The following is a 12973-nucleotide window of genomic DNA, read 5'->3' on the forward strand; positions in this document are numbered from 1 at the left end:
GTCAACCTCCTAAGAAAATCCTAAGCGCCTTGATTGCCAACAACCATAAGCTGGTCAAGTTAGTTAAACGGCTGTTCGCTTGTCGGGCTAGGCACTTTACCCCTTATTTAATATAAAATGTCGGACTTCCCTATCTTTTTGACAAAGAAATCATTCCTGATTACTGAAATCAGCTTCTTGCAATGGAATCATTTTTGTTCTCTTTACGATTTTATAGCCTAGAAAAGCCAGGAGAAATAAAGGAAGCCCGATATAAGAAATTAATATTCCATACCAGTCAATCTCAGGGCCGAAAAAAGCAGAGTAATTTTGTCCCAGGATAGCCGTAGCACATAAAATTGTGGCTAATATCGGACCGAATGGATACCATTTTGATACATAAGGCAAATCTTTCAAATCTCTTCCTTGTGCAATAAACGCCTTCCGGAAACGAAAATGTGTAATCGAAATTCCTAACCAGGATATAAAGCCGGATAATCCTGCAGCATTTAATAACCAGGTATAAATAGTGCCTTCACCGAAAAGAGAGGTTAGAAAAGCTGCCATCCCAACGATGGTAGAAAAATACACAGCGTTCACTGGAATGCCGCCTGCATTCACTTTTTTTAGAAACGAAGGGGCTTTTCCTTCTTTCGCCAGCACCCAAAGGACACGAGAAGCTCCGTACATGGCGGAATTGCCTGCTGAAAGAACAGAAGTAAGAATGACCACATTCATAACGGAGGCAGCGATGGCAAGCCCTGCGTTTTGAAAAACTAGAGTGAAGGGACTTACCGCAATATCTTCAATATCCGAGCTTAACAAACGCGGATCGTTATAGCTGATTAAAAATCCAATCACAATGATCGCTAATACATAAAACAAGAGGAGTCTCCAGAAGATTTGCTTAATAGCCTTGGGAATATTTTTTCTCGGGTTTTCACTCTCCCCGGCTGCAATTCCTACTAACTCGGTGCCTTGAAAAGCAAATCCAACCACCATAAAGACACTAATAATGGATAAAAAGCCACCATTAAACGGCGCTTCCCCTTTGGTGAAATTTTCAAAACCTACAGCATGACCGCCCATTATTCCAAAAATCATTAATAATCCTACTGCAATAAAAATGATAATCGTCAAAACCTTGATAATGGCAAACCAGAATTCTGATTCTCCATACCCTTTTACCGATAAAATATTCAGGCCAAATATGATCGCAAGAAATAATGCGCTCCAAATGATGCCCGGGACAGAAGGCAGCCAAAATTTCATAATCAGGGAGGAAGCTGCTAATTCCAGTGCGACTACGATTGCATTGTTATACCAATAGTTCCATCCGATCGCAAATCCCAAAGCCGGATCGACAAACCTTGATGTATAGGTGCTAAATGAGCCTGTAATAGGAATAAAGGCGGCCATTTCCGCTAAGCTTGTCATCAGAAAGAAAACCATGATCCCGGCAATTATATACGCAGCTATAGCTCCTCCAGGCCCCGCAGTATTTATGATGGAACCGCTCGCTAAAAATAGTCCCGTTCCAATGGTTCCGCCGATTGCAATCATGGAAAGATGCCTTGGTTTGAGCTTGCGCTCCAGTTGTTTTCCATCAGAAGCTGCTTGGACATCTGTTTGTGATGCGAGTGCGGTATTTTTCATGAAACACCTCTTCATTAGATTTTTATAGTGAAAAATTCTCTTCTTCCGCCGCCAGTATTACTGTGTTAATTAATATTTTCGTTCCATAAATAAGGGCTTGTAAATTAAATTTCATATCGGGATGGTGCAGACCAGGAGTTAAATCGCAGCCTAATCCAATCATTGTTGCTGTTATATCAGGATTTTGGGCTGTATAAAAATGAAAATCCTCTCCACCTTGAGAAACACAAACTGGAACGACATTTTCCGTCCCAATGATATCTCCTATTGCGATTTCAGCCAGCTTTATGGCTTTTTCATGCATGGTCGCTGCTGGGACAAATTCTTCCGCAGACCAGGAGATGGATGTACCAGTTTGCACCATTGTCTGGTCAATAGCTTCCTTTGTTAAGCTATTTAGTTCATTCATTACATCATTTGACTGAGCTCTGGCGTCAATTGCAAAGACAGCAGTTTCCGGGATGACGTTTGATGCTTTGTTGTTTGTTTGAATTTGAGTCATTTTGACGGAATACGGAATTTCGGTTTCCAGGTTAAGCTGCTGTATTTTTTGGACAAGCAAAGCTGCTGCCTCAATTGCATTTATTCCATCTTGCGGACGGGATGCATGGGCCTGAATCCCTTTGATTGTTCCCCTTATTGTTACGGCGGAGCCATGGACAATGACGGGGGAAGCTTTCATATAAGGAACCTCCGTACTGGGTCTTACATGTACCCCGAATAAGTATGTAACATTCTCCAATACGCCATCATTGATCATTTGAAGAGCGCCTTCTCCTTTTTCTTCAGCAGGCTGAAATATAAAACGGAGAGTGTGTTTAGGCCGCATTCCGCTGGAGGCAATGGCCAACGCTGTATATAGAACCATTGTGCTATGTGCATCGTGTCCACATGAATGATTGGCCTTTACCACTCCATCTACCTCCTGAACAAGCGCATCCATATCAGCCCTCAATGCCACAACCTTTGTTGAGTGGCCTGGAATCTCAGCGATGATTCCATAATGGCTGTGAAATGTTTTCAGGGTTAAGCCCGCTTTTTTAAGACATTTTACTATGTAGTCAGACGTTCGTTCCTCCTGCCAGCTTGGCTCAGCCAATGAGTGAAGGTCAAGGTAGGACTTTATCAATAATTCTTGATGCTGTTCAATATATTGAATCGGGTTCATGATGATTCACCTCCTTTACATGAATGTTAACGTGATTAAAAAATCATTCATTAAACACTTCATAGTTTGAATATAGCCTTTCTAATTTTTGCTGATGGGTATGAATCCTTTTTGCGTCTTTTTCATGGATGCCTGCAATAACCAAGTCCAATAAGCTAATAACGGAAGCAATCGAATTGGTTCCTGTTTCTGCATTTTCTTCAGTTGTCAGGGCAATATCAGAGATACGGCCAACAGGTGACAGGAGGCGGTCTGTAACCACGATTAAACAAACCCCATGTTCTTTTGCGCACTCTGCAACTTTTAATATTTCATTCGCATATCTTGGAAAGGAAAAAACTACTATTACAGACTTGTTAGTGAGATTACAAAACTTTTCATAGAAGTCACCTGTTGGTGAACATAAACTTACATTTTCCCTTAATGAACTTAACGTATAGGAGAACCAATAAGCGGCGGCATGGGAAATCCGATGCCCGGCAATTAATATTTGATCAGCCTGTATCAGGACATCGACTGCCTTCCATATATCCTGAACATTCGTATGATCTAATAGATGTCTTAAAATATGAACTTCGTTTTCTATCACTTTGGTAAATGGATCTTGCATGTCATCAATAGGGAGAATGGTATCCCCATCAGGTATGTCAAGTTGATTTTGATGCAGGAGCTGTTTTTGAATTCTGTCCTGCATTTTACTAAACCCTTCAAATCCTAATGAATAGGAAAACCGAATGACCGTCGTTTCACTAACCTCTGCTTTCCGCCCAATTTGAAACGCCGTTTTAAAGGCGGCTTCATCCAAATTTTCTATCAAGTAGGCGGCAACTTTTTTTTGACCTGCCGATAAATGGTCGAATTTTTCCTTTACTAATAATTTAAAAGGAAGATGTTCCAAAATATAACCCCTCTCTGATGAATTAAATACTTCTTTATAAGAAAATGGTGAAGGTAATCCTTCTTTAATTTATACACTATCATAATTAAATTAGAAAAAGAAGGATTTTTTTGATTCTTTTGATAATTATTAATTTCAAATTTAAGCAGCAAAAAAAAGACTATAACAAGGTAGACTTTAGACAAATTCGAAGAAAAGCCATTTTGCTACAGTTTTTTATTTTACATTCCAGTTGTATTCAGACTCTCGCTCCCTTTCCGCCGACTGTCTGCCAAGCCAGTTATTCGGCAGGAGTGTCGCAAATTTCTTCAATCCAATGAAGGTTTCATCCATATTAAAAAGTAAAAAAAAGATGAAGGGTAATCTAGTGTTGTTTTAAATCATCGTTCGAGATGAGACCATTCACCCCCTTTTTTAGACAAAAGGGTTTCTGTCTGAATTTTTAAACAATTTTGATTGGAGCGGGTGTTCGAGACTCTCGCGAAAAGCGCGTACCTGGAGCGGATATCAACGGGCATATTTTACAAATCCTCAAAGAACATTCCAGTTGATTTCAGAAATCCCTTCACTCCTTCATTTTTCATTTACTTTTTTTGTAAAGTTAACAACTTCATTGACATGTAAAATAAATATATATGTTAGAATATTTTGTATTATAGTTTCAACTTATTCAAAGGGGGCAATTTAATGGGGAAATCACTTAAAGGACACGAACTTTTACAAGTTATAACGGAGGGGAAACAACCTCCGAATTGTGATCTAACGTTACAGATTGAAGCAAATTATGCAGAGGATGGAATAGCAAGAGGTGTATGGAAAGTAGATGAAAAGTTTATTAACGGTAACGGTGTAGCAATGGGTGGTTTTGTCACTTCGGCCGCAGATATTATAATGGCTTATGCTATATCTTCAAAATTAAGTATCGGACAATCCTTCGCATCAATTGATTTACATACTACCTTTCATCGGCCAGTAGGATTAGGAGACGTACATGTTGAAGCAAAAGTAGATCGAATCGGAAAAAAAACAGCTTATGTACTCGCTGAATTATTTCAAAATGATAAAAAAGTGGCAAGCGTTGTGTCATCAGTTATGGTCCTTTAAAGGATTAAAAGCATGTTGCAGAAAAAAGCCTTCGTAACATGCTTCTTTACCAATTAATCTAGCAAATCCATTTAGATCATTCGATACAATCTCTACACTAGTTTTAACTAGATCAACTTATTTCTTGGAATTAGAGAACTTTGAAGGAAAGGCTTAAAGCTTCCCGCTTCGACACTAATCACTTCCTTGTCATCTCTAAAGAAAAAGCCACCTAATACGGCGGCTTTCACTCATTACTTTAATTCTTCAATTATTTCAGTACCATAAGAGTTGTCGATTATGCAACGCCATGTACCTATGGAATCTTTTTTAAATACATATGTCGCGGTTCTTTCCATGGAGAACTTGGAATCATTCTTTTGATTGGCACTAAGCTGGGCTTTTGCCACAACCAATGCCGTATCACCCGTTTCGATGATTGCCATCTTTTCTTGATTGACGATTAAACTATGATTAAAGTAATCAGCAATAGAAACAAATGCCCGTCGTATTTCTTCTTTGCCTTTTGCGATTGTTCCAGGTTTGACAACTAAAGTTGCATCCTCTGAATAGAAATCCATTAAATGATCAAAGTCCTCGTTATTTATTGCCCTATCTGCATTTTTTATGACTTGTTCCAGCTCATGATTTTGCATAATCACCCTCCTTATCAACCTCGTAAATGTGTCCCCTCTTATACTAATATATTCGACTGCATTTTTGGTATATCTTGCTCTTAAAATGAAAGCCTATATTCTAAAGGCTGTTTTCTAAAAGATTGTTGCTCTCAGGATAAAAACAAATCACTTGCATTTTTATGGTAAAATATAAGTGATTTTAATAAACAAACGAGCCGGATTGTAGAATAAAGTACTTTTTCATTAACGGAGACAATTGCTGCATAACGTAATAGTAAGGGTTTAAAAGGATTAGACCTTGAAGGAGGCTAAAAGTTGAAAAAAGAATATTTTGTGCAATATTCAGACCAAAGTATTATTAATAGATTTGACTTTTCTATTAGTTTCTTCTGGAAACAAAACTTGTTTTAATGCCTCAAATAAACTCATTTGCTGTGACTTAGTTAATTCGTTGAAACCTTCGTATACATTTTCCCACATAACTAAACGCCTCCTATAAAACGGATTATATCAACGGTCAATTAGAATGTGGAAAAAACAACAATCTATACGAAAACAGCCTTTCTAAAACATTGTGGTTTTAGACATATTTTTTAATATCGTCTATCGTTTTATAGGAAGATTAGTAAAAACCAGACATTTATTGAGGTGGGGATATTGGTGGTTAATGTTTTAATCATAATTGTATTAGTTTTGGCTATTTTTGCTTCCATTGCAGCTTGGTTAAATACACAGACCATAATAAGAGATTTATCAGAGATAAAGGCGAAATTAGGAATCAAAGAAGAAAAGAAGCCTTCCTTCCTTGATAAAGACCTTGATAATGACTAATTAAGACCTCAAAATGAGGTCTTATCTTATGCAATTCTTAACTCTTCTACTGTTGAATAGTTTGATTTCCTACAATACCCTAACAACAAAGAAGTTATCTGTTCTTCGTATGGCAATTTCTTATTTAATTGAAGAAATCGGAACCAATACAAGTAATTATCTAACCAACGAGTAGATACCTAAAATACATTGAATCAAAATGTCAGTTGTTGTTTCCATTGTTCCAATGAGGCAAGCAAGTTAGGCATTCCTTCCTGACCAAAATATTCCAAAGAAACAAAGCCTGCATAATTGCTCTTTCTCAATTCTTCCAGTAAGTTCACATTGTCGACATCTCCACTAAAAATGGGTGCTGGTTTGTTTTTATAACGCTCTTTATGATTGTAATGATAATTTTTTAAATGTACATGGCTTATATGGGGGAAAATGGATTCCAATACCTCCTTCGGATTTAATTGATCAACGTATAAGTTAGCACCATCGAAAATCAGTTTTATCCGTGGATGGTTGATATCTTCTAAAAGCTTATGAATGGCTTCGAGGTTATCTGCAAAGGAGTCATAGTGAATTTCTATTGCTACATCCACTCCATAGAGATCAGCCATTTGCCCTAATTTATTTAATTCGGTAGCCGTTTCCGACCATTGCTCTGGTGAGGCATTCCTAGATGCTATATGCCCTGCGAACGTCCGTATTAATGGGCAGTTTAATTGATGAGCCATATCCAACAATTTTCTTGCTTGATTGATTTCGTTTTGATGTTCTTCTTGGTTCCAGAGTTTTGAAAAAGTCGTATATCCACTAATGGAAGGTATTTGTAAATCATTGTTTTCAAGTAATTGGACTAATTTGTCCAGTGGTCCGTGCTTCTCCTGAAAACGTTCGATATGTTTATTCCATAATTCAAGTCCTTTAACATCCGCTTGCAATGGAAGCAGCCAATTTATTATTTCCTCTATATCCCATTCTTTAAATCCTGTAGTACATAAACTCAGTTTCAATGTAATTCCGCCTTTCTCCTTTTATTTTTTCATTCCGTGATTTCTATGCGCTGGACTTTTCCGAGTAGGAAGATATACGCAAAAGCGCCAATCAGGGCCACTACGGATATGAAGGTTAGCGCTGCTGCATAAGAATGTGTCATACTAATGATTAAACCGACGATTAACGGAGATAATGCCCCGCCAATGTTGGCTACAAAATATAGTGAGGAACCCGTTAGGCCTACCATGCCTTTCGGGGCAATATCAGCTAAAAGGGCACCGGTGACAGTTGAGGCCATCCCCTGTCCGAAGAATGCTATTGCCATAAAGGTGATGACTATGTTTGGTGAATTCGTATAATTCCCCCCGAGGATCAAACAAGAAAGTAACAATCCGATAATAATGGGCAGTTTACGTGCCATTCCGGTTGATAACCCGCGTATTATCATCCAATCGGAACATCGGCCGCCAATAAGAGTTCCCAGTATCGCTACAATGTATGGGATACTTGCATAAATTCCGGTCTTTAACATCGTCATTCCCTTTTCATCAATCAAATAGGAGGGAAACCAAGTCATAAAGAAAAACAAAGTAGTTTGAATGGAAAATTGTCCGATGAACATTCCCCAAATTTGACGGTGTTTTAGCAGTTGACCAATTCGTTTCCAAGAAAAAGGATGCTGCTCTTCGGTACCGATCATTCCTCCGCCTTCTCTGATATAATCTAGCTCCTCTTGGGAAATACGCTTATGTTCCCTAGGGTTGCGATAGAATCCATACCAAACCAATCCAATTAGAATCCCTATAATTCCAGCGATATAAAAAAGGTAATTCCACCCAAAGGATATGATAATCCAAGTAAAAACTGGAGTCAGGAAGGCCAACCCTATATATTGGGTTCCCGTATAAATCCCGACTGCAGTAGCCCGTTCTTTTTTCGGAAACCACTCGGATACACACCAGGCATTAGTAGGTATGGAGGGAGATTCAAAGGCACCCAGCCCTATTCGATATGAAATCAGTGACGATATACTTTTCGCGGTTCCTACCAAGAATGTAAACACAGACCAAAATATGAGGGAAACCGCATATACCTTTCTTGGACCAAATCTATCAAGAAAGTAGCCGCTAAATAGCATGGTGAAGGTATAACTCCAGCCGAATACGGAAAATATGATTCCCATCAAAGCCGGATCTATATGTAAATCGGCTTGAATATTCGGAGCCGCAAGCGAAATGATGGCACGGTCGATGTAATTAATACAAGTGACTAAAGCAATTAGAAATAAGATAAACCATCGAACAGTTTTCGTTTTTCCTTTTTTTGATCTGTCCGTTGTCAGTTCCGAAGTGCGATCTTCTATTATTGCCTTTAATTCTGAGCTCAATATTTTTCCCCCTAACCTACTGCTCTCGTTAGTACATCGTTCTAGTACATCGTTCTACTATTTAAATGCTTGTATATTTCCTGCAATATCAGCTCCCCTTGTTGCAAAGTACACATACAAGGGATTGTATTCAGAATTGTGAATCATTTATTTAGATCGTTACAGTCTTCTCTGATTCTACCTCTTCATTATCCTCCTTGACTACCCTGTCAAAAGATCCATGTTTTTCTTGTACCAGAATATAACCGATCGCTGCGATGATACTTGGTAGGGCAAATGTAGCAAAAGCCACCTTAGGATTCATGCCTGTTGACAGAAGAAAGGCAATTATAGTAGGAGCGAGAATTGAGCCAATCCTGCCTATAGTTTAATCCCACTCATCGGTCATCCATGGCAAACCCACACCATACATCGCAATATCATACCCGTCGAAAGCTATGGCATAAAAACACCAAAGAAAAACAAGTAAATGAAAGCGGTTAAATTCACTGACAGCAATAATATCCGTTGCAACTACACTACGCATGTTCCGCCTCCCATCCTTTTTAAAAATATCTGTTTTCAATGTATTTTCCGAGTTCCAATATAGGAGCTCGGAAAATATCGGAAAAATCAGATAGTGAAGAGTGGAGTTGTTTCATTAGCAAACTTCTTTCATTTTCAGTACCCACTTAGGCACTTTCGTTGGATTCATAGGTATATTTACTAACCTTTTTTTCGAGATTCTTTGCCTGCCTATTCTTACGATTGATTAGTTGTTCACGATAGCTTTATTGAAAACAGGTTTGTCTTGTAATCTAAGTTCAAAATCTAAATGAGCCGTAAAATAAGCATTTTTCACTCCTTTTTCTGCACCGGAATGTTTATCTAACTTCGTAATTAAGCTTCCGCGAACACCTTGTGCAACATCATTTTCTAAATATTTATCGCCTTCAAAATAAATTTGTGTTACTAATCTATCACCATTTTCCGGTTGGAATAACAGGTGCAAATGTGCTGGACGATATGAATGGTGATCAATCCACTTTAAGAACTGACCAGAAGGTCCATCTGTTGGAATTGAATAATTACCCGGTACAACCGTTTTAATTTCAAAATTACCATTCGCATCTGTATAAAAAACACCACGTAAATTATTATCTGGAATACCTTCAGCGAAGTATGAGTATTCACCATTTGCATCTGCCTGCCACATATCGATTTTTGTATTTGCCAACGGATTTCCATTTACATCTTTCACAGATCCTGAAAAGTAAAGGGAGTCACCTGGTTCATTTTCACGTTGTGGCAATACTCCTGGATTTTGAACGACTGGCGTATTTTCAATGTAATAAGGCCCTAGAATAGTTGGTTCAGTTCCTTTGACGCTTTTATACATTTCTTGAAGTGCATGAGTTTCAAAGAAAACATCCATAAACAACGGAATTTCCCCTGACCTGCCTAATTGATCCATCCAATCAACAAGAGCTTGATATTCATTATGATCAATTTCATATTCACTAACTAATTCCTTAAATTTAACTACCAATCCATTATAAACATCGATTACTTTTTGATTCTTCATATATACTTCCTCCAATTTTTATAAGTTTTTATATTAATGTTAGTTTATATCTGAGTATTTTGAATGATTGTTGTGATTCCTAGCCCACCTGCGATGCATAAAGTGATGAGCCCATATCTTTTTCCCGTTCGTTCTAACTCGTGTATCGCTTTCGTTGCTAAAATCGCACCTGTGGCACCAATTGGATGCCCCATCGCAATAGCACCACCGTTAGGATTCACCTTATTCATATCAAGCTTCAATTCTTTTATTACTGCCAAAGCTTGAGCAGAAAAGGCTTCGTTCAATTCGATCAAATCAATATCATCCAATTTCAAGCCTGACATTTGAAGCGCTTTCAAGGTAGAGTTCACTGGTCCTATCCCCATGAAATTCGGTGATACACCTGCAGCTGCTTGTGCTACTATTTTTGCTTTTGGTTCTTTCCCAAGTCTCATGGCTTCATCCTCTGACATAAGTAAGAGAGCAGATGCACCATCATTTCTTCCACTGCTATTTCCAGCAGTTACCGTTCCATTTTTTTTGAAAACTGGTTTTAACTGAGCTAATTTTTCTAGACTGGTTTCCCTTGGATGCTCATCCAATTTAAACTCGGTTACACCCTTTTTCGTTTTAAGTTGATAGGGAACGATTTCCTTCGAAAATATTTCATTAGTAATAGCCCGTCTTGCATTTTCTTGACTTCTTAAGGCAAATTCGTCCTGTTCCTTTCTTGAAATAGAATACTTTTCCACTAAATTTTCTGCTGTCATTCCCATTGTTAACATTCCGTAGTCTTCAATAGGTTGTGAACCTGGCTGACTTTCAGTATTTGGGTCTAATAACTGCCCATTACCTGATTTCAATCCAAACCGAATATTTCTCATATAATACGGAGCTGTACTCATTGATTCTGCTCCACCTGCAATGAGTATCTTTCCTAAACCACTTTGAATTTGTTGACTAGCTGAATTTATTGCTTGAATACCAGACCCACATTGTCGATGAACAGTATAACCTGGTACTTCCACCGGAAAACCTGCACGGAGTGAAGCAATTCTCGCTAAATTTGATGCGTCAGAACTTTGTTTCGCTTGGCCCATTATTACTTCATCAATAATCTCTTTTGGAATATCCGCTCTCTTTACAACTTCATCAAGGACAGTTGCTGCTAGAAAATCAGCAGGAACATTTTCTAATGATCCCCCTAATTTTCCAATGGCGGTGCGAACCGAGTCAATAATAACTACATTGGTCAATTTTCTTTCCCCCGAGTATTAGCATTATTTACTTCTAAACTATCTTTATATCTTTGATGTGCTATTTTTAAAGCAACAATCACTGACTGCTGTGATGGCGCTAAAAAGTCGGTTTTTATATTTTCTATTAACGAATCAATATCCTTACTAAAATTGAATCCAACTATCATTCTCTTAAAAAAGTCCTGTGCCAAAGTTGTTAAAAAAGTGAATTCTGCATTAATAATAATGTGACTTTCTTTATGGATTTCAAGTACCATACCAGCGTATTTATAATTTTCGTACATACTCGTATTCTGTGGTGCCTTTGCATACGCCGTAATTAATAGTGTTGGTTGTCCCATAAAACTACATCCTCTCAAGATAACTTGCATTAACTAGTTAGGGTTCCATATTCCCCCTTCCTAGTTTATATTACAAATAACGCTCTTGAAAAATGTTTTACTTTTTCTTTATCTATTTCCATACCAAATCCTGGTCCATCCGGAATGATTATTTCAAAATTCTCATATTCAATTTGGTTTACCGTTATATTATCTTTGAATAGTAACGGTCCAAATAATTCAGTACCGAATTCAAACTTGGGAATGGTTGAATAAAGTTGTGCACAAATAGCTGTTCCTAATGAGGATTCAATCATCGTTCCACCATACAAACCAAAACCAACACCTTCAGCAATTGCAGCCACTTTTTTCGTTTGAGTCATTCCACCATGCTTACATACTTTCAAAGCAAATGAATTACCTGCTCTATGTTTGGCTATTTGGAAAGAATCTTGAACCGTATTTAGGGATTCATCAGCCATGATCGGAACCTTAAAACGATCGGTCAATCTTGACATCCCTTCATTATCCCATGCTGGCAGCGGTTGTTCGACCATGGAGACCCCACCTTCCTGTAAAGCTTCAATGCAATACGTAGCCGTTGTTTCATCCCATGCTTGATTAACATCAACCGTAATGCGTGCTTGATCACCTACGGCTTCCATAATTTTCAATACATGCTCCACATTTTTATATGGATTACCTTTGCCAATTTTCAATTTAAAGATATTATGACGTTTTTGGTGTAAGGATTCTTTCGCTTCTTCGATATCTTTATACGTATCTCCACTTGCTAATGTCCAAGCTACCGGTAATGATTTATGAATCTGCCCTCCGAATAATTCATAGGCAGGGATGTTTCTCCTTCTAGCCACTAAATCTATCATTGCCGATTCAACAACAGCCTTTGCGAAGTTATTTCCTCTAACATGTAAAGAAACTTCATGCATGATTTTGTCATAATGGACTGGATTTTTCCCAATAATAAGGGGTGTAATATATTTATCAATATTCACTTTTATCGCCTCAGGAGTTCCCTCACCATATGAAGCACCACCTATTGTTGCAACTTCTGCCCATCCTTCCGCTCCCTCTTCATCCATGACACGTGCAAGTATGATTGTTTGTTCCACAATCGTATGCATGGCAAGCTGATGAGGACGAATTGTGGGTAAATCAATAATGTATACATCAACTGAACGTATTTTCATTTAATCCACCTTT

General features: G+C 38.0%; 14 protein-coding genes and 1 pseudogene. 2 read left to right on the plus strand and 13 right to left on the minus strand.

Features of this window, described 5'->3' with window-relative positions; genetic code table 11:
- Positions 1-150: 150 nt before the first annotated feature.
- The 3 genes from LQ203_RS06230 to LQ203_RS06240 are packed head-to-tail and all read right to left on the minus strand — an operon-like array spanning position 151 to position 3701.
- On the minus strand, positions 151-1635 hold the full coding sequence (locus tag LQ203_RS06230; RefSeq protein ID WP_290370535.1) for an amino acid permease: 1485 nt from the start codon (positions 1633-1635) through the stop codon (positions 151-153).
- A gap of 22 nt (positions 1636-1657) precedes the next feature.
- A complete protein-coding gene (locus LQ203_RS06235; protein ID WP_230156610.1) occupies positions 1658-2803 on the minus strand; it encodes an amidohydrolase in 1146 nt (381 codons plus the stop codon).
- Positions 2804-2846: 43 nt separating this feature from the next.
- Positions 2847-3701, minus strand: a complete 855-nt coding sequence (locus LQ203_RS06240; RefSeq protein ID WP_230156611.1) for a MurR/RpiR family transcriptional regulator — start codon at positions 3699-3701, stop codon at positions 2847-2849.
- Positions 3702-4388: 687 nt separating this feature from the next.
- On the opposite strand from LQ203_RS06240, the gene LQ203_RS06245 reads away from it, so the two are divergent.
- The gene (locus LQ203_RS06245; RefSeq protein WP_230156612.1) at positions 4389-4805 is read left to right on the plus strand and encodes a PaaI family thioesterase; all 417 of its coding nucleotides are present in this window, start codon (positions 4389-4391) and stop codon (positions 4803-4805) included.
- Between the two features lie 233 nt (positions 4806-5038).
- Here the strand turns inward: LQ203_RS06245 and LQ203_RS06250 are convergent, their stop codons facing one another.
- Both LQ203_RS06250 and LQ203_RS06255 read right to left on the minus strand, forming a co-directional pair.
- Positions 5039-5440, minus strand: a complete 402-nt coding sequence (locus LQ203_RS06250) for an SgcJ/EcaC family oxidoreductase (RefSeq protein WP_230156614.1) — start codon at positions 5438-5440, stop codon at positions 5039-5041.
- Positions 5441-5797: 357 nt separating this feature from the next.
- Positions 5798-5902 (minus strand): annotated as a pseudogene (locus LQ203_RS06255) (IS1595 family transposase); the annotation flags it as partial.
- 180 nt (positions 5903-6082) lie between these two features.
- Here LQ203_RS06255 and LQ203_RS06260 point away from each other — a divergent pair.
- Positions 6083-6253, plus strand: a complete 171-nt coding sequence (locus LQ203_RS06260) for a hypothetical protein (RefSeq protein ID WP_230156616.1) — start codon at positions 6083-6085, stop codon at positions 6251-6253.
- A gap of 194 nt (positions 6254-6447) precedes the next feature.
- Here LQ203_RS06260 and LQ203_RS06265 read toward each other — a convergent pair whose 3' ends face one another.
- From LQ203_RS06265 to LQ203_RS06300, 8 genes are all read right to left on the minus strand, one after another.
- On the minus strand, positions 6448-7254 hold the full coding sequence (locus LQ203_RS06265) for a sugar phosphate isomerase/epimerase family protein (RefSeq protein WP_230156618.1): 807 nt from the start codon (positions 7252-7254) through the stop codon (positions 6448-6450).
- Positions 7255-7283: 29 nt separating this feature from the next.
- On the minus strand, positions 7284-8624 hold the full coding sequence (locus tag LQ203_RS06270) for an MFS transporter (RefSeq protein WP_230156620.1): 1341 nt from the start codon (positions 8622-8624) through the stop codon (positions 7284-7286).
- A gap of 151 nt (positions 8625-8775) precedes the next feature.
- A complete protein-coding gene (locus LQ203_RS06275; RefSeq protein WP_230156622.1) occupies positions 8776-8916 on the minus strand; it encodes a hypothetical protein in 141 nt (46 codons plus the stop codon).
- Positions 8917-8991: 75 nt separating this feature from the next.
- Complete coding sequence (locus tag LQ203_RS06280; protein WP_230156624.1) at positions 8992-9150, minus strand: hypothetical protein; 159 nt, start codon at positions 9148-9150, stop codon at positions 8992-8994.
- Between the two features lie 225 nt (positions 9151-9375).
- Entirely contained in the window at positions 9376-10188 is an 813-nt protein-coding gene (locus tag LQ203_RS06285; RefSeq protein WP_230156626.1) for a dioxygenase, read from the minus strand.
- A 44-nt stretch (positions 10189-10232) separates the two neighbouring features.
- Entirely contained in the window at positions 10233-11426 is a 1194-nt protein-coding gene (locus LQ203_RS06290) for a thiolase family protein (RefSeq protein WP_230156628.1), read from the minus strand.
- Positions 11423-11770 (minus strand): DUF3870 domain-containing protein, encoded by a 348-nt coding sequence (locus LQ203_RS06295; RefSeq protein ID WP_230156630.1) that lies wholly within the window; start codon positions 11768-11770, stop codon positions 11423-11425. Before LQ203_RS06295 ends, LQ203_RS06290 begins: the two co-directional genes overlap by 4 nt.
- 65 nt (positions 11771-11835) lie before the next feature.
- The gene (locus LQ203_RS06300) at positions 11836-12960 is read right to left on the minus strand and encodes a muconate cycloisomerase family protein (protein ID WP_230156631.1); all 1125 of its coding nucleotides are present in this window, start codon (positions 12958-12960) and stop codon (positions 11836-11838) included.
- Between the last annotated feature and the right edge of the window lie 13 nt (positions 12961-12973).

Source organism: Peribacillus sp. Bi96, assembly GCF_918698115.1.
Lineage (GTDB): Bacteria > Bacillota > Bacilli > Bacillales > DSM-1321 > Peribacillus.